The organism is Enterobacter sp. JBIWA008 (assembly GCF_019968765.1).
GTDB lineage: Bacteria > Pseudomonadota > Gammaproteobacteria > Enterobacterales > Enterobacteriaceae > Enterobacter.
The window spans coordinates 1,777,393-1,795,111 of record NZ_CP074149.1; the positions used below are offsets into that span (position 1 = coordinate 1,777,393).

General features: G+C 52.5%; 10 protein-coding genes, 1 tRNA gene, 1 other RNA gene and 3 pseudogenes. 12 read left to right on the forward strand and 3 right to left on the reverse strand.

From position 1 onward, the window contains the following. Together efeB and phoH are read left to right on the forward strand one after the other, a co-directional pair. Complete coding sequence (gene efeB / locus KGP24_RS08550) at positions 1–1,284, forward strand: iron uptake transporter deferrochelatase/peroxidase subunit (RefSeq protein ID WP_223563017.1); 1,284 nt, start codon at positions 1–3, stop codon at positions 1,282–1,284. 500 nt (positions 1,285–1,784) lie between these two features. Beyond that, a complete protein-coding gene (phoH, locus tag KGP24_RS08555) occupies positions 1,785–2,573 on the forward strand; it encodes a phosphate starvation-inducible protein PhoH (RefSeq protein WP_024908976.1) in 789 nt (262 codons plus the stop codon). A 146-nt stretch (positions 2,574–2,719) separates the two neighbouring features. On the opposite strand, the gene KGP24_RS08560 is transcribed toward phoH, so the two are convergent. Both KGP24_RS08560 and KGP24_RS08565 read right to left on the reverse strand, forming a co-directional pair. After that, positions 2,720–2,855: non-coding RNA, RtT sRNA (locus KGP24_RS08560), on the reverse strand. A 45-nt stretch (positions 2,856–2,900) separates the two neighbouring features. Then, positions 2,901–2,988: transfer RNA gene (locus tag KGP24_RS08565), tRNA-Ser, on the reverse strand. 202 nt (positions 2,989–3,190) lie between these two features. Between KGP24_RS08565 and KGP24_RS08570 the strand changes: the two are divergent. Beyond that, positions 3,191–3,723: pseudogene (locus KGP24_RS08570) on the forward strand (transposase); the annotation flags it as partial. Positions 3,724–3,817: 94 nt separating this feature from the next. Here the strand turns inward: KGP24_RS08570 and KGP24_RS08575 are convergent. Continuing rightward, positions 3,818–4,414, reverse strand: a complete 597-nt coding sequence (locus KGP24_RS08575; RefSeq protein WP_223563018.1) for a hypothetical protein — start codon at positions 4,412–4,414, stop codon at positions 3,818–3,820. Positions 4,415–5,245: 831 nt separating this feature from the next. Here KGP24_RS08575 and KGP24_RS08580 point away from each other — a divergent pair. From KGP24_RS08580 to vgrG, 9 genes and pseudogenes are all read left to right on the forward strand, one after another. Continuing rightward, a pseudogene (locus KGP24_RS08580) lies at positions 5,246–5,623 on the forward strand (helix-turn-helix domain-containing protein); the annotation flags it as partial. A 604-nt stretch (positions 5,624–6,227) separates the two neighbouring features. Further along, a pseudogene (tssB, locus tag KGP24_RS08585) lies at positions 6,228–6,727 on the forward strand (type VI secretion system contractile sheath small subunit). 33 nt (positions 6,728–6,760) lie between these two features. Then, positions 6,761–8,308, forward strand: a complete 1,548-nt coding sequence (gene tssC / locus KGP24_RS08590; protein WP_223563019.1) for a type VI secretion system contractile sheath large subunit — start codon at positions 6,761–6,763, stop codon at positions 8,306–8,308. A 12-nt stretch (positions 8,309–8,320) separates the two neighbouring features. Beyond that, on the forward strand, positions 8,321–9,670 hold the full coding sequence (gene tssK, locus KGP24_RS08595; RefSeq protein ID WP_223563020.1) for a type VI secretion system baseplate subunit TssK: 1,350 nt from the start codon (positions 8,321–8,323) through the stop codon (positions 9,668–9,670). Then, positions 9,667–10,356 (forward strand): type VI secretion system protein TssL, short form, encoded by a 690-nt coding sequence (gene tssL / locus KGP24_RS08600; RefSeq protein WP_223563021.1) that lies wholly within the window; start codon positions 9,667–9,669, stop codon positions 10,354–10,356. The genes tssK and tssL overlap by 4 nt, the downstream gene beginning before the upstream one ends. Next, entirely contained in the window at positions 10,356–12,035 is a 1,680-nt protein-coding gene (locus KGP24_RS08605) for an OmpA family protein (protein ID WP_223563022.1), read from the forward strand. The genes tssL and KGP24_RS08605 overlap by 1 nt, the downstream gene beginning before the upstream one ends. Positions 12,036–12,037: 2 nt before the next feature. Continuing rightward, the gene (gene hcp, locus KGP24_RS08610) at positions 12,038–12,529 is read left to right on the forward strand and encodes a type VI secretion system effector Hcp (protein ID WP_090087170.1); all 492 of its coding nucleotides are present in this window, start codon (positions 12,038–12,040) and stop codon (positions 12,527–12,529) included. Between the two features lie 162 nt (positions 12,530–12,691). Further along, positions 12,692–15,364, forward strand: a complete 2,673-nt coding sequence (gene tssH / locus KGP24_RS08615; RefSeq protein WP_223563023.1) for a type VI secretion system ATPase TssH — start codon at positions 12,692–12,694, stop codon at positions 15,362–15,364. Then, positions 15,361–17,718 carry a type VI secretion system Vgr family protein gene (gene vgrG / locus KGP24_RS08620; protein WP_223563024.1) on the forward strand — a complete coding sequence of 786 codons (2,358 nt, stop codon included), beginning with the start codon at positions 15,361–15,363 and terminating at the stop codon, positions 17,716–17,718. Before tssH ends, vgrG begins: the two co-directional genes overlap by 4 nt. Position 17,719 lies beyond the last annotated feature (1 nt).

A 17,719-nucleotide genomic window follows, 5' to 3' on the forward strand; every position in this document is an offset into this window, starting at 1 on the left:
ATGAATAAGCATAGCGAGAACGATGTGGTTGAGCCTTCACGTCGTCGATTGTTAAAAGGGGTAGGGGCGCTGGGTGGCGCGCTTGCTCTGGCCGGTGGCTGTCCGGAAGCGCATGCGGCGAAACAGCAAAGCGCGCCCGGCACGCTGTCACCCAATGCCCGCATGGAGAAGCAGCCGTTTTATGGCGAACATCAGTCGGGCATCCTGACGCCGCAGCAGGCATCCATGATGCTGGTGGCCTTTGATTCGCTGGCCAGCGATAAAGCCGATCTGGAGCGCCTGTTCCGCCTGCTGACGACGCGCATCGCGTTTCTTACCGCCGGTGGACCGGCGCCCGATACGCTGAACCCGCGTCTGCCGCCAATGGACTCCGGCATTCTGGGGCCGTTTATCGCCCCGGATAACCTGACCATTACCGTTTCGCTCGGTGAGTCGCTTTTTGACGCGCGCTATGGGCTGGCAAAACAGAAGCCGAAAGCGCTGCAGAAAATGACGCGTTTCCCGAATGACTCCCTGGACGCGGCGCTCTGTCATGGCGACCTGCTCCTGCAGATTTGTGCCAATACCCAGGACACGGTGATCCACGCCCTGCGCGATATCATCAAGCACACGCCGGATCTGCTGAGCGTGCGCTGGAAGCGGGAAGGGTTTATCTCGGACCACGCCGCCCGCAGCAAAGGGAAAGAGACCCCTGTGAACCTGCTGGGCTTTAAGGACGGTACCGCCAACCCTGACAGCAGCGATGCTGCACTGATGAAAGAGGTGGTGTGGGTCACTGCCGATCGGGGTGAACCGGCATGGGCGGTAGGCGGAAGCTATCAGGCGGTGCGGATCATTCAGTTCCACGTGGAGTTCTGGGACCGCACGCCGCTCAAAGAGCAGCAGACCATCTTTGGTCGCGATAAGCAAAGCGGCGCGCCGCTCGGCATGAAGAACGAGCATGACGTGCCCGACTACGCCAGCGATCCCAATGGCGATACCATCGCGCTGGACAGCCACATCCGTCTGGCCAATCCGCGCACCAAAGAGACGCAGTCGAGCCTGATGATGCGTCGGGGCTACAGCTATTCGCTGGGCGTGACCAACGCCGGCCAGCTCGATATGGGGCTGCTGTTCGTCTGCTATCAGCACGATCTGGAAAAAGGCTTCCTGACCGTGCAGAAGCGGCTCAACGGCGAAGCGCTGGAAGAGTACATTAAGCCCATCGGCGGCGGCTATTTCTTTGCCCTGCCGGGCGTGCGCGATCGGAACGCGTATCTCGCTCAAGGTCTTATTGAAGCCTGATAATTGTCCCCGCAACAGTTCGCGGGGACATTATTTTTTCATATGACTATCCTCCTGTTATATTTCTGTAATATTTCTATATGAGACTGATTTCACCTGTAGGGACAGTCTTAAAGGTTGCAGTCAGGTAAAATAAATGTTGCATTTATGATAATTCCTGATGTACTTAAGATAAGACAGCGGTAGTTCCCGGCAGTGATGCTGAATCACTATGGAGATCGCGAATGGTTGCGTCCTGTACTGGACAAGGTAAAGATAACAACCGCAGCACCCGGCGCGGAGGCTCAGACTCCGGCAGCGATTTCCTCACCACTAAATTCTCCCCCCTCCCTCAAGAATCTCATTCGACCGACGTGCAGAACGGTGCGCGTAGCTGTTCCGTATCGTTATCCGATAAAGCAAGCAATGGCTTACAAGGAAGCCAACCCTCTGATGTTCGTGCGCATAATCGTGCCGAAGCTGGCGCGTGTGATGAATACCAACAACTCAAGGTGCTATCCATGGGAAGACAAAAAGCAGTGATCAAAGCTCGTCGTGAAGCAAAACGTGTGCTGAGACGGGATTCACGTAGCCATAAACAGCGTGAAGAAGAATCGGTCACCTCGCTTGTGCAGATGAGTGGCGTAGAAGCAATTGGCATGGCCCGAGACAGCCGTGATAATTCTCCAATTGTGGCGCGCAATGAGGCTCAGGCGCACTACCTGAATGCTATCGAGAGTAAACAGCTCATCTTTGCAACCGGTGAAGCCGGATGCGGGAAAACCTGGATCAGTGCAGCCAAAGCGGCGGAAGCGCTGATCCATAAGGACGTGGAAAGAATCATTGTTACCCGTCCGGTACTGCAGGCTGATGAAGATCTCGGCTTCTTGCCCGGTGATATTTCGGAGAAGTTTGCCCCCTACTTCAGGCCCGTCTATGACGTGCTGGTGAAGCGACTGGGTGCATCCTTTATGCAGTATTGCCTGCGACCAGAGATTGGCAAGGTGGAAATCGCGCCGTTCGCCTATATGCGCGGACGTACATTTGAAAATGCGGTCGTCATTCTTGACGAGGCTCAGAACGTGACCGCTGCGCAAATGAAGATGTTTTTAACGCGCCTCGGGGAGAACGTGACGGTTATCGTTAACGGCGATATTACCCAGTGTGACCTGCCATCCGGCGTGAAATCCGGGCTGAGCGACGCTATGTCACGTTTTGAGGAAGATGAGATGATTGGGGTGGTACGGTTCACCAAAGAGGACTGCGTACGCTCCGCGCTCTGCCAGCGCACGCTGCAAGCGTATTATTGAATTTGCTGTTGTGTTCAAGGCCCGGGAAACCGGGCTTTGTTTTTTGTGCAGGCTTAGAGTGCGCAGGGAGTTTCAAGGTTCGAATCCCCTGGTGGCGATCCAAAAGAAAAAAGCCCGTACTTTCGTACGAGCTCTCATCTTGAATATGGCGGTGAGGGGGGATTGACTCGCTTCGCTCGCCCTTCGGGCAGCCCGTTCGCTGCGCTCTCGGTCTGTCCAACTGGCTGCCGCCAGTTGTCGAACCCCGGTCGGGGATTCTCATCCCCCCTTTTCGGAGAATATAAAAGAAAAAAGCCCGTACTTTCGTACGAGCTCTCATCTTGAATATGGCGGTGAGGGGGGGATTCGAACCCCCGATACGTTGCCGTATACACACTTTCCAGGCGTGCTCCTTCAGCCACTCGGACACCTCACCATATTGTTTTGCTGCCTGACCGCTTGGGGGGCAACGGGGCGCTACTATAGGGAGTTGCGCTAAAACGGTCAAGCAGATTTTATGCATTCGCGCGCGTTCGGTTAAGCCTTAATCAGCTCATAATGTAAGTATCCCGCTTAATCGTGCCATTCATATTTAGAGATCATCCGGCGTAATCAATCTGCCAACGAAAGAGATCGCTATGCGTAAAGCCCGTTTTACGGAGCATCAGATCATCGCTGTGGTTAAGTCGGTTGAAGCCGGACGAACCGTTAAAGATGTCGGCCGGGAGGCCGGTATATCTGAAGCCATCTACTACAACTGGAAGTCCAGATACGCCGGCATGGAGGCTTCTGATATTAAAAAGATCAAGGATCTTGAGGACGAGAATCGGCGTCTCAAACAGATGTTTGCCGACCTGAGCCTTGAGAACCGGGCGCTGAAAGACGTTATCCAAAAAAGCTTTAAAACCAGCCTTTAAGCGCGAGCTGGTCACTCATCTGATAACGACATTTGGACCCTGTATCCGTCAGGCCTGCCGGAGTCTGAACCTGAGCAGAACGGTTTACCATTACCGTCACGGATACCACGCGTGACGAACCCGTTATTGTCACGTTGCAGGCAGTGGCCGGGCGATACCCACGATACGGTTCTCCTAAACTTTTTCGGGTTCTGAGGCGGCAGGTACACCCGTGGAATCACAAAAGGATCCACCGTATTTACTGTCTGCTAAAAGTCTTCATCATTATTATACGCTCCAGCTTTGTACGTTATTCTCCAATATGTAGCTGTTTTTAGAAAGTTGCTACAGTTTAGATATTGTATTTATCTATAAATATTCAAGCATTTGCAGGAAGCAATCGGCGTTGATGTAATCAAGAAGTTGCTGAGTGTGATGAATTTCTAATTTTCTCATAACGCTACGCTTATAAGCACTAAGTTTCTTTCTCTGTGCCTCAGTCCCTTTGGAAAAAAAATTCGGGGTGCGATTTATTTTCAATGTATTCAAGAAAATCTTCTCACCATGCGTAAAGAGATGTTTGCGTCTATTTTCAGATGAAATACAAATTCTTTTTCTTTCAGTAGATGCCCTCATAGGATTTAACCAATCCGAGAGTTTAACTTTGCCAGTTTGGACTATAAGCCAGCACTCCTCTTGAATGAAATATCTGATAACCTCAGCGGAAACAACATCAGAAACCACGAGAACAATGTCACCAGATTCAAAACCGCTATGAGTAGAAAGTTTAAACAAACTTTCGGCTGGGGACAGGTCGTTAAATAAAAAAACATAATCAATGCGGGTGACTGACAACTTGGCGTCAATACTGCAATTAATAGGCGCTTCTTTTTCAGATTCAGAAGAGAATAAATAGCGAACTGCGCTATAGAGATAATAATTGTCAGTGTAAGAAATAAATTTCATTTCTAAATGTAAACACTTTAAGATTAATCTGGGAGGTCCACATTGCAAGCATAGCAAATGGGATAAAAATCATTGAATTAGCTTTATTTATTAATTCGTTATCAATCTAAAATTCAAAAAAATAACATAACGTATACGCCATTGATTAATTGATTACATGGATTTTACTAAAAAAGTAATGGGAACGATACCGAAAAAAAATCACATTAGTAAAAATGTATGATTAACTATTAAAATGAAGGTGTTACTGCAAAGTGATATTCATCTGGATAAGGTTTTTTCATCACTATTTTTAACTAAGTTAGTATGTAATTCAAATAAATAATACTTAACCACATATCATTCACAATATGAATGAATTCGTATGCGCAAAGCTTTCAAATAAAGAAAAGGTGTTTTTGATAAAGGAGCTAATAGCTTTTTCCTGTAGACGGCTCTTGGGAAAAGTGAATAATAGTCACTCTCATTTTGCAACACTGATTTTGACGATAAGATGGCAAGCTTGAATCTTTCCGGCATCTGCGCAGGGTTTTATTCACACGCCTCTATAAGTTCCGCGCCTGATGAAACTTCAGAAAGTGTACGGCTGTAATGGACCTTTCCATTTCTACAGGTTCCGCAACAGTCCGATGGCCGTTCGTATCATCAATACAAGTATTCTCAAAACCAGATGAGCAATTCTTTAAACCGATATACTTCTGCCGTTAAGCTTTGTCGTGACGTAAGTATCTAGATAGCTGCACCGAAAACAGAACCCTTAGAGGGAATTCAGCCCGGATTGTGCGATCTGATCAATCGCCAAACATCACAAACCGCCAACCGAACTGAGCGATGCCGATCATAGCACCCATTCCCCGCACCGAAAGATGCATGATGCAGAAAGCTATTCCCAAAACACACGATAAAAAATACTCCCGCAGGCTCACCGCTTTGCTCATTTTACATCGCGGTGACCGTGTCAGTGATGTTGCCAGAACGCTCTGTTGTGCCCATCCATCCATTGGCCGCTGGATTAACTGGTTTACGCTTTCGGGTGTCAAAGGTCTCAAATCATTGGCTGCCGGGCGTTCCCGACGCTTGCCCTTTGAACATATCTGCACGTTATTACGTGAACTGATACAGCATTCTCACGATGGTTTTGGTTATCAGCGCTCGCGCTGGAGCACAGAACTACTGACAATAAAAATCAACGAGATCATCGGATGCTGTTAACATGCGCGAATGCATGTATAAAAGGCAGTCGTGGCATTTACTTTCTTCTGACGAAAACAAATAAGCCCCGTTTAAGTGAATAATAAGAAATGATGAAAACTGAAAATGTCGTCAATATTTCACATGCTCAGTCACGTCCTGCTTCTCATTTTCTGATAAAAGTACAAAATCAGACATTTCACGTGATTGGTGGTATTTTGTACAAAACCATCCCCTAAGCTAAATTGATCATTTGCTGCACACCCTTATCCCATAAGGCTTGAAGGGGTTATGCAAGAAAATTCTTATAAATCAGAAAGATGATCTGTGATTGATAAAAAATGAAAATGTAAAACATTGTTACATTTTTTCATTTCCGTTCAGGCAGGGAACGTTCCTACACTCCGGCTATTGGGTCTTATCCGAAATTTTTCATTTCAGACAAATACCCAAAAATACAGTGTCGGCATGCTGGTGGATGGAATGCGCCCGCTTTTAGTTCCGGGATTTTTATTTACGTCGGATGACGCAAACCGGAAAGTTGTTCTGGCTGGGTAATTTTTTCTTATTTATTTCTCACTGGCATTGACCGTTTCTATTACTCCATAGAACAGGGACAGCCATGTCTAACTCTTCCTTTCAGTCCGAAATCCCTAAAGCGCGTATTATTTAAAACTCGATTTGCATACGGGTGGCGCGAGCAAGAAAACCGAGCTTCCTCTGAAATTACTGGTGGCGGGCGACTTCAGTAATGGTCAGGAGTCTGCACCCTTGTCTGAGCGCAAAAAAGTCAATCTGAACAAAAATAACTTTGATTCAGTGCTTTCCGAATATTCCCCAAAAGTCAGTCTGACCGTTAAAAACACGCTCGCCGATGACGGCAGCGAAGACAACATCAGTTTGACATTCCAGAGCATGAAGGATTTCACCCCGGAGCAGGTTTCCCGGCAAATCCCTCAGCTGAAGGCGATGCTTTCCATGCGCAACCTGCTTCGCGATTTAAAAGCAAACCTGCTGGATAACCAGGCCTTCCGAAAGGAGCTGGAAAAAATTCTGCTCGATCCGGCGTTAAGTGCAGAACTCAGAGCCGAACTTTCAGCCCTGGCACCTAAACAGCCATAACGGTCACGATGATTTAACGGATTAAAAAGGAAGATGCTGATGTCTGTAAAAAATGAGAATGCGACTGTTGGCGAAAGCGTGGTGCTGGAACGTCCTGCTGCGGGCGGGGTTTATGCGTCCCTGTTTGAAAAAATCAACCTGAACCCGGTGTCTGAGCTGAGCGCGCTGGATATCTGGCAGGACGCGCAGGCGATGTCGGATGCGACGGCGGATGAACGTTTAACTGCCGGGATGCAGGTATTTCTGGAGTGCCTGACAAAGTCGGGCTCAAAGGTTGAAAAACTCGACAAAAACCTGATTGACCACCATATCGCAGAGCTGGACTACCAGATTAGCCGTCAGCTGGACGCGGTAATGCACAGCGAAGAATTCCAGGCGGTGGAGAGCCTGTGGCGCGGCGTGAAATCCCTGGTCGACAAAACCGATTTTCGCCAGAACGTGAAGGTTGAGCTGCTGGATATGTCCAAAGAAGACCTGCGTCAGGACTTCGAGGACTGTCCGGAAATCATTCAGAGCGGGCTGTATAAACATACATATATTGATGAGTATGACACACCGGGCGGCGAGCCGATCGCTGCGCTGATTTCCGCCTACGAATTCGATGCGTCTGCGCAGGATGTCGCGCTGCTGCGCAACATTTCAAAAGTGTCTGCCGCAGCGCATATGCCGTTTATCGGCTCTGCAGGTCCTAAATTTTTCCTCAAGGATTCGATGGAGGAAGTGGCGGCCATCAAGGACATTGGTAACTACTTCGACCGTGCGGAGTACATCAAGTGGAAATCCTTCCGAGAGACGGACGATGCCCGCTATATCGGCCTGGTGATGCCGCGCGTGCTGGGTCGCCTGCCGTATGGCCCGGACACCGTGCCGGTTCGTAGCTTCAACTACGTGGAAGAAGTGAAAGGCCCGGATCACGATAAATACCTGTGGACCAACGCCTCGTTTGCCTTTGCATCCAACATGGTTCGCAGCTTCATCAACAACGGCTGGTGTGTGCAAATCCGTGGCCCGCAGGCCGGTGGTGCCGTCCAGGATCTGCCAATCCATCTGTACGATCTGGGTACCGGCAATCAGGTGAAGATCCCGTCAGAAGTAATGATCCCTGAAACCCGTGAGTTTGAGTTTGCGAACCTGGGCTTTATCCCGCTAAGTTATTATAAAAACAGAGATTATTCCTGCTTCTTCAGCGCCAACTCGACCCAGAAGCCAGCGCTGTATGACACCGCAGATGCCACGGCCAACAGCCGTATCAATGCCCGTCTGCCGTACATTTTCCTGCTGTCGCGTATTGCCCACTATCTGAAGCTGATTCAGCGTGAAAACATCGGTACAACCAAAGACCGTCGTCTGCTGGAGCTTGAGCTCAATACCTGGGTCCGCAGTCTGGTTACCGAAATGACCGATCCGGGCGACGAGCTGCAGGCTTCCCACCCGCTGCGCGACGCGAAAGTGGTGGTGGAAGATATCGAGGATAACCCGGGCTTCTTCCGCGTGAAGCTGTACGCCGTGCCGCACTTCCAGGTGGAAGGGATGGACGTCAACCTGTCGCTGGTTTCCCAGATGCCTAAAGCAAAAGCATAAGGCAGGGCAGGGATGAAAATTTATCGTCCACTGTGGAATGAGGGGGCTTTACTGTCTCCTCAACAGTTCCAGCAGCAGGCTGAATGGGAGTCTTTTCGAAGTCGAGGTGCATCAGCGCTGGCATCCCCATTCCCCTGGGGTGTGGAAAAGGTTGAGTTTAATGACAGCCTTCTATCGTCCGGCCTGATCCAGATTACGCAGTTACGCCTCTGGCTGGAAGATGGAACACTTATTGATGCTCAAAGGAGCGATCTGCCTCCCGCGCCGCGTGAGTTAGATGCCAGCCAGCTGGCTGGCCGTGATGCGGTAACTGTCGTTATCGCACTGCCTCACATGCAGCCGGGTGTTGCCAACGTTGAACTGGAGGGCGTCAGTCCAGACCGGCCACTTCGCTATCGTGAGGAGTGGGTAACGTTGCAGGATGCTTTCGGATCTGAAGAAGAATCCATGGCCGTTGCCCGGTTTAATTTCACCATCCGGTTTGCCCATGAAAGTAATGACTCATGGAAAGTCTGCCCTGTCGCAAGACTGATCCGGGATGGGCAAAATGCGTGGCGACAGGATCCGTCTTTTATTCCTCCAGTGGCATCTTTTGGGGCAAGTCCGGTCCTTCGCGAACGTCTGGTGCTGCTCAATCGCCAGCTACGTTCCCGGCGCCAGCGTCTGATGACGATGCGTCGTGAAAGTAACGAAAGACTCGCTGATTTTGCCGTTGCCGATGTTTCCCTTTTCTGGTTGCTGAATGCGCTCAATTCCCACGCCAGGGTACTGACGGAATATGAACGTTTTCCTTCCCGTCCACCTGAACAGGTATGGGCTGAGCTCGCTCGTCTGGCAGGCAGCATGCTGACTTTTTCCCTGGACCATGATCTTGACGCCATACCGGGTTATGACCACGAGGAACCGGCCAATGCGTTTCCCCCGCTGTTTGACCTGATAACCGGTTTGCTGGAGGCAAGTCTGCCATCCCGGGTTATTGCTCTGGAAATGTCCCGACCAGATGGACAAACCTGGAAGGCCAATCTCCACGATATACGCCTGCGTGAAGAGGCTGACCTTTATCTCTCTGTGCGCTCGGATATTCCAGCCTGGCAGGTCGCCGAGAAATTCCCTGCACTCTGTCAGGCGGGTTCACCTGATGATGTCCGCGAGATCTATGGTGCGGCACTCAAGGGGATCCCTTTGATCCCAGTGAGCAGGGTCCCGGCTGCGTTGCCAGTACGCATGGAAAACCAGTACTTCGCACTTGATATGGAAAGCCCCGCTGCACATGAAATGCAGGAGCAGGGGGTGTGTATGTTCTATGTGCCTGAGTTACTTGGTGCCCTGGAACTTGAACTGTTTGCGGTATTGCGCTCATGAGACAGGATATCGATATCGACCAGCTGATGACGGAGACCTGGCTTACCGTCACCATGCTTAAGAAAGGCGCCGTCACGCTCAATGGCACTGCGCTTTACAACAAATGCGTTAAACAGGTTGAAAGTGTGCGGGAAGCGCTGGAGCGTGCCGGTTATGACGACGCCAGTGTGGAGCATATTTCCTACGCACAGTGTGCCCTGCTGGACGAAACGGTGATGAGCCGTAAGCCTGAAAAAAGCGAGGAAGGAGAAGAGCCGAAAGTTGATGAAGGCCAGATGGCCTGGCGTAAAGCGCCTCTTCAGGCCCGTTTTTTTGGCTCACTTCGGGCTGGTGAAGCGCTATGGGATCGGATTGCAGAGGTTCTGCGTCAGCCTTCACCAAACCCGGCCGTTTTAACCTGCTATCACCGGGTGATAGCGCTGGGCTTTCAGGGGTTATACAGCCTGAAAGCGGTCAGCCAGTCGCAGCGTGATGAAGTAATGAAAGCCCTTTCTGAACGGGTTTCTCCGCCTGATGCTGGCCTGTCTCTGGTTGTTCACCGAATGGGGAAACATCGCTGGAGTCTGATGCGCTCAGTCTGGTTCTGGATAGTGCTCGCCGTCATTCTTACCAGCGTTGTCTGGTGGGGTGGTCACCTCTGGCTCCAGTCTCTTTTGTCAGCACAAATAACGGAGCTGCATGGCTAATGCGTAGATCAGTCATCATTCCGGTAGTCCTGCACGCCCTGGTAGCCGTTGCCACGTTGCTGTGGTTGCTGTGGTATTTCATCCCGACAGGCAACGTTTTTAACGGTCTGACCACTCTGCTGATCCTCCTTCTGGCAGGCTGGTATGTTTTTAAAAACTGTCGGAGTGAAGAGCCCACTTCCGACGCGACCCTACCGGTTGCTGAACTGCCATCATTCGATACCCAAGGCCCCGTTGTACTGGTGTGTGGTGACATGCTGGAAGCGTTGTTTCAGGAAGGTCCTCTGCGTAAAACAGCCCAGGGATGGTGGCTGCGGGCCGGCGACGTCAGCCGGTTAACCGATGTTGTCCGCAGTATCCAGACGCAGTTCCCACGCCAGGTCGGTCAGCTTTCGGTGATGTACCGCTGCCTGCCAGATCGTCATCAGGATGAGGCGGTTCTGCGCTCCACACTGAAGACGCTCCGCCAGCAGAGTAAACAGATAAAATCCCTGACGGGTTTCACACTACCGGTTGTGGTGAGTGCCGAATTCTCCGGACCTGAGACGCCGTGGATAATCGTTCGGGGTGACAAGCCGATTGTCTGTCCGGTTAATGATTCGCCGCAGGCTTTCATTGACTGGCAGCAGGCGGATGACAATATCGTGGCGCTGCCAGCGATCGGTCAGGCATTTTCCTTTATCCGTCATACCCTGGCTGATGAGCTGGAGAAGCCTGACCGGTTAACACCGCCTGTGCGCCCATTTTCCGTCTCCATGCGCCTCGGCGTAGTCAATCCAGGCGTTCAGTCAGTCTGGTCATGCTGGCTCTACTCTCGCACCTGCTTGCAATTTCCCCGAAAGTCAGGGCAGACAGCCCCGGCAAGCTTGTTCCCGGATGCGGTTCTGCCTCTGCTGGCACCTTTTGCATCGCCTGTGCAGGGGGGCCACCGTACACGTCGCCTGATCCTGCTGATGTGGCTGTGTGCCCTTACCGCGTTGGGTATTTCTGCGCTTAACAATCGTTCACTGATCCGACAGGTAAGCACCGATTTACAGCGCTGGAATGCTATCCCGATGAACCATTACCGTCCTAAGGCGGAATCACTCGCCGTTCTGAAACGGGATGCACTCCTGCTTGAACGCTGGCAGCGTCAGGGAGAGCCTTTACGTTACAGCCTGGGCTATTACCCGGGGCAACGCCTGTGGCTGGCCTTGCAGCAGGCTATCGATACCTGGACACCACCACCAGCCCCTGAACCAAAACCGGTACCAAAAATTGTACGACTCGACAGCATGTCGCTGTTTGATTCCGGCAAATCGGCACTCAAAGATGGCTCTACCAAAATACTCGTCAACGCACTGGTGGGGATCAAAGCCAAACCAGGCTGGCTCATCGTGGTCAGCGGTCACACAGACAACACCGGCAGCGTTCAGCTCAACCAGACCCTGTCTTTAAAACGAGCGGAGGCCGTCCGTAACTGGATGCGCGATACCGGGGACGTGCCCGAAAGTTGCTTTGCCGTGCAGGGGTACGGTGACAGCCGACCAATTGCTTCAAACGACACGCCTGATGGCCGTGCGCATAACCGGCGTGTCGAGATCAGTCTGGTACCGCAGGCCGACGCCTGTCGTCTGCCAGGCGCAAAACACACGTCACAGGATGTACGTGACGTTTCAACTCAAGAAATGGAGAAGTAAACATGGCAATCCCAGTTTATCTGTGGCTGAAAGACGATGGCGGCGCTGACATCAAGGGTTCCGTAGATGTGAAAGATCGCGAAGGAAGCATCGAAGTTGTTGCTCAGGAACATAACCTGTATATCCCGACCGATAACAACACCGGCAAACTGACCGGAACCCGTATTCATACGCCGTTCCTGTTTACCAAAGAGATCGATTCTTCCAGCCCGTATTTGTACAAAGCGGTGACCACCGGTCAGACCCTGAAGTCTGCTGAGTTCAAGTGGTACAAAATCAACGACGCAGGCCAGGAAGTTGAGTACTTCAACACCAAACTGGAAAACGTGAAGCTGGTTAAAGTTGCGCCGAAAATGCACGACATCAAGGATCCTTCTTTCGAGAAGCATAACCATCTTGAGCAGATCGAGCTGCGCTACGAAAAAATCACCTGGACCTACAAAGACGGCAACATCATTCATTCCGATTCCTGGAACGAACGCACCACAGCATAAGACTCTGGCGGGCAGATCCCTTCTGTCCGCCTTTTCTTTTGCTCCGCACAGCGCCTGTCAGACGGACGCTTTGCAGAGCAGTTTCACAATTTATCGGCATGAACCTTATGGGCATCGGTTGACGGCCAGGGGCGGTAGCGTGCCTGAACAAGAGGGAACGACATGGAACATCATTCAGCAGTCCTGCTACGACGACTTAACCCTTATTGCGCCAAAGCCCTTGAAGGGGCGGCGTCTTTATGTCAGACCCGTGCACATGCAGAAATCACGCCTGAGCACTGGCTGTTAAAGTTGCTGGAGCAGGGTGAAGGTGACCTGACCGTTCTCGCCCGACGCTATGAATGGGATATGGATGCCATCTGGCAGTCGCTCTTAAGCTGGCTGGATGCACAGCCTCGTTCAGTTCGCACCCGACCAGAGCTTTCCGCATCCCTTCAGACTCTGCTGAAACAGGCCTGGCTTGCCGCCACGCTCGCGGGAAATGAGCAGATCCGCAGCATTCATTTGCTTACGGCCATGGTTGAAACGTCCGGGCTGACACGCTGCGATGGCCTCTGGCCTTTAATGACGCTGACCACCAGCCAGCTGGAAAGGTTACGTCCCTTGCTGGAAGCCCAGTCGGATGAGAGGCATGACGTTGCGCTTATTGAGCAGCCTGGCAATGTCAGCATTATTGGCCGGGCGGCACCGTTACAGCATGAAGTACAAAATCAGGCTGAAGGTGGAAGTGTACAGACTGCCGTTTCACAGGAAGAGTCCGTTCTCAATCGTTTTACAGTTGATGTGACCGCCCGTGCCCGGGAAGGAAAGATTGACCCGGTCTTTGGACGCGATAACGAAATCCGTCAGATGGTGGATATTCTCTCGAGACGCAGGAAGAACAACCCGATCCTCGTGGGTGAACCCGGCGTTGGCAAAACTGCCCTGGTTGAAGGCCTGGCGCTACGTATTGCTGAGGGCAATGTGCCCGAAAGTCTTAAGCCCGTCATCGTCAGGACACTGGATCTGGGGTTGCTTCAGGCGGGTGCCGGTGTAAAGGGTGAATTTGAACAGCGTCTGAAAAATATCATCGACGCCGTACAGCACTCCCCGGTGCCGGTGCTGCTGTTTATTGATGAGGCACACACCATTATCGGGGCGGGTAACCAGGCAGGCGGGGCAGATGCGGCTAACCTGCTGAAACCGGCGCTCGCGCGAGGCGAACTGCGTACCATAGCGGCCACCACCTGGAGTGAGTACAAGCAGTATTTCGAACGTGACGCTGCCCTGGAGCGCCGCTTCCAGATGGTCAAGGTTGATGAGCCCGATGATGAGACAGCCTGCCTGATGCTGCGTGGCCTTAAATCCCGCTATGCCGAACATCATGGCGTACACATTACCGGCGAGGCCGTGCGCGCAGCGGTGACGCTATCCCGCCGCTACCTGACAGGGCGCCAGCTGCCTGATAAAGCTGTGGATTTACTGGATACCGCAGCGGCCCGGGTACGGATGAGCCTGGACACGCTGCCAGAACAGCTTACCCGGTTGCTGGCTGAACTGACTGCGCTTGCCATGGAGCAGCAGGAGTTGCTGGAAGATATTTCTCTGGGTAACAGTGTTGATGCCACTCGTCTGCCGCAGATTGAACAACGGACCCAGGCGCTCAGCCAGCAAAAAATGGCCCTTCAGTCACAGTATGAGACCGAAAAGCAGCTCACCGACTCGCTGAAAGCCTGCCGGGAAGACATCAGCCGCCAGAAAGAGATCTCCGGCTTCCAGCAGGAGCTCTCCCAAATTCAGAATAACAGCCCATTACTGGGTCTGGATGTTGATGTCCGCACCGTTGCGACCGTTATCGCCGACTGGACAGGGGTTCCTCTCTCGTCGCTGATGAAGGATGAGCAGGCCGAATTACTGACGCTGGAAGAGCAGCTGGCAACCCGTGTAGTCGGCCAGAGTCCTGCCCTAAATGCCATTGCCCAGCGCCTGAGGGCGTCAAAAACCGGCCTGACGCCAGAGAACGGGCCGCAGGGGGTGTTTTTACTGGTGGGGCCAAGCGGGGTGGGCAAAACAGAAACCGCGCTCGCGCTTGCTGACGTTATGTATGGTGGTGAGAAATCGCTTATTACCATCAACCTGTCTGAATACCAGGAGCCGCATACGGTCTCTCAGTTGAAAGGCTCCCCTCCGGGCTATGTAGGATATGGTCAGGGCGGCATTCTCACCGAGGCAGTCCGCAAGCGGCCTTACAGCGTGGTGCTGCTCGATGAAGTGGAGAAGGCCCACCGGGATGTGATGAACCTGTTTTATCAGGTCTTTGACCGGGGCTTTATGCGGGACGGGGAAGGGCGTGAAATTGATTTTCGCAATACCGTGATCATGATGACGTCCAACCTGGGCAGTGACCCGCTGATGCAGTTGCTGGAAGAGCAACCAGAAGCTACTGAGGGCGATCTGCATGAGTTGTTACGCCCGATCCTGCGCGATCATTTCCAGCCAGCACTGCTGGCCCGCTTCCAGACGGTGATATACCGCCCGTTGGCAATGGATGCCATGCGCACCATCGTCGGCATGAAGCTCGCACAGGTGAGTACGCGTCTGCAACGCCACTACGGCATTTCCACTCACATTGGCGAAAGTCTCATCGACACGCTGACGACGGCGTGTTTGCTGCCGGATACCGGCGCCCGCAACGTGGACAGCCTGCTTAATCAGCAGATCCTGCCGGTTCTGAGCCAGCAGTTATTGAGCCATATGGCGGCAAAACAAAAGCCGTCTTCACTACAGCTGACCTGGGATGATGAAGAGGGCATTGTGCTGGCGTTTGACGCACAGGTAGAAGGAGAACCGTTATGAGCGGTTCGCTGATCAATAAGGCGACCGACATGGTGCAACCGCTTTTAGGGCAGTCACGGTATCGTGTTGACGTTCATGGATGCAGCGATTTCCTTGATGTTCTGCGTTACAGCGCGGTGGAGTCCCTCAGTCAGCCCTGGCGGTATGACGTGGCGGTCACCTGTTCCTCGGCGGATATTGCCTGCGACACGTTGCTGCTGAAGCCGGCGTCATTCACTTTTCAGACCCCGGTGTTTGACGGAACACCGGCGCTGCCGGTCCGGACGGTCTATGGGGTGGTGGAGTCATTTCGCCGGATATCCACGTCCGGTGAAGATACCCGTTACGCACTGACGCTGGTTCCCCGTATCGCGCTTCTTGGCTTTACAAAGGGCAGCCAGATTTATCTCAAGCTGTCGGTCACGGAAGTCGTTGAACAGGTACTGCGTAAACACGGTCTGGAAGGGCCTGATTTTGAGTTCCGGCTCTCCCGGGAGTATCCATCCCGTGAACTCATCACCCAGTGGCGGGAAACTGACCTTGCTTTCATCCAGCGCCTGCTTGCTGAAGTCGGTATTTACTGGCGCTTTGAAATGGACGGCCGTCTTGAACAGGACGTGGTGATTTTTCAGGACAGCCAGCAGCAGTATGAATTTGGTATCACGCTGCCGTTGCGCTACCAGGCCGGGATGAGCGACAGCGGGCAGGAGAGCATCTGGGATATTCAGACCGCCTATAACGTGGTGAGCGGAAGTGTGGCCACCCGTGACTACAACTATCGCGAAGCGCTGAAACCTCAGGACAGCACTGAAAGCATTTTTAGCAAAGAAGGGATCACCGCCGGAGAAACGTACCATTATGCGGAACCCTTCCTGACTGAAGGTGATACTGAAAGCACAGAGACCGGAGCATACTTCGCCCGTCTGCGTCACGAACGCATTCTGAATGCGCAATATCACGTCACCGGGCATTCCTCCAGCCCTCATCTGGCTCCGGGTCAGGTACTGGAAACGGACGGAACGCTTCCCGATGCCGTCAGGGAAGGCATCGTCATCACCACGGTGCGCACCAGCGGCTCACGAAAAAGTAGCTTTACTCTGGCCTTTGAAGGCATCCCGTATAGCGAAACCGTCTGTTATCGTCCGGCGTTACTCAATCGCCCGGTGATATCCGGCTCGCTTCCGGCCCGGGTGGAAAGCACACAGAAAGGCGACACCTATTCCTGGCTCGACCCGGAAGGGCGCTACCGTGTGAAGCTGGACTTTGACCGCAACAGTCCTGAACAGGGTTATGCCTATCTGTGGCTGCGGCTGGCTAAACCCTATGCCGGTGATACGTACGGATTCCACTCCCCGCTTCTTGACGGAACGGAAGTGGCCGTCGTATTCGACGGCGGAGACCCGGATCGTCCCTATATCGCCTATGCCCTGCATGATTCAGAACATCCGGACCATGTCACCAGTGACAATCATACGCGGAACGTGTGGCGTACCCCGGCGAACAATAAGTTGCGGATGGAGGATAAGCGCCAGGAAGAGCATATCAAGCTCGCAACGGAATATGGCAAAACGCAGCTGAACATGGGACACCTGGTCAATGGCCAGCGTGAGAAGCGCGGCGCCGGTTTTGAACTGCGTACGGACGAGCATGGCGCTGTACGTGCGGCAAAAGGGCTGTTCCTGACAGCTGATGCCCAGTCCAAAGCTCAGGGGCCGGTGCTGGAAATGGCCCCTGCGATAAGTCAGATTAACCAGGCCAACAGCCAGATGCAGGCGCTGAACAGCGCTGCTGAAGCCGCCGGAGCACTGGTCTGCGACATCAATACCCAGATCAGTCTCGTGACCGACAAAATCAAAGACCTCCAGTCTTCGGTCCTGCTGGGTAGTGCTCCGCAGGGAGTAGCATTTACCTCAGGTGAGCATCTTCAGCTCAGCAGTACCCGCAATACCATGATTAATGCCGGTCAACATCTTGATATCGGTGCGATGAAAAATCTGTCTGTCACAGTAGAAAAAGCCCTGGGTATGTTTGTCCATAAAGAAGGGGCTAAGCTGGTTGCCAATCAGGGAGACATCGAGATTCAGGCTCAACACAACACGATGGCACTGTTTTCTGAAAAACAGCTGACGGTGACCAGCAGTGAAGACGAAATTATTATCAGCACCCCGGAAACCCTGACACTGAACGGTGGCGGGTCTTACCTGAGGCTGAGTAAGAACGGTATTGAGCATGGTTCATCTGGTGAGTTCATTATGAAGACGTCTGACTATCTGGTACCAGGCTCAGGCGCAAATCTCCCCAACGAAACACCCAATTTCAGCCTGACGGATATCACTCAGGAAAGCAAAATCAGCAGCAAGTCTTTTAACGACTAAG

What these genes read in the sequence shown, in the direction of transcription:
- efeB (WP_223563017.1), top strand. Translation starts at nt 1, where the DNA reads ATGAATAAGCATAGCGAGAACGATGTGGTTGAGCCTTCACGTCGTCGA.
- phoH (WP_024908976.1), top strand. Translation starts at nt 1,785, where the DNA reads ATGGGAAGACAAAAAGCAGTGATCAAAGCTCGTCGTGAAGCAAAACGT.
- KGP24_RS08575 (WP_223563018.1), bottom strand. Translation starts at nt 4,414, where the DNA reads ATGAAATTTATTTCTTACACTGACAATTATTATCTCTATAGCGCAGTT.
- tssC (WP_223563019.1), top strand. Translation starts at nt 6,761, where the DNA reads ATGCTGATGTCTGTAAAAAATGAGAATGCGACTGTTGGCGAAAGCGTG.
- tssK (WP_223563020.1), top strand. Translation starts at nt 8,321, where the DNA reads ATGAAAATTTATCGTCCACTGTGGAATGAGGGGGCTTTACTGTCTCCT.
- tssL (WP_223563021.1), top strand. Translation starts at nt 9,667, where the DNA reads ATGAGACAGGATATCGATATCGACCAGCTGATGACGGAGACCTGGCTT.
- KGP24_RS08605 (WP_223563022.1), top strand. Translation starts at nt 10,356, where the DNA reads ATGCGTAGATCAGTCATCATTCCGGTAGTCCTGCACGCCCTGGTAGCC.
- hcp (WP_090087170.1), top strand. Translation starts at nt 12,038, where the DNA reads ATGGCAATCCCAGTTTATCTGTGGCTGAAAGACGATGGCGGCGCTGAC.
- tssH (WP_223563023.1), top strand. Translation starts at nt 12,692, where the DNA reads ATGGAACATCATTCAGCAGTCCTGCTACGACGACTTAACCCTTATTGC.
- vgrG (WP_223563024.1), top strand. Translation starts at nt 15,361, where the DNA reads ATGAGCGGTTCGCTGATCAATAAGGCGACCGACATGGTGCAACCGCTT.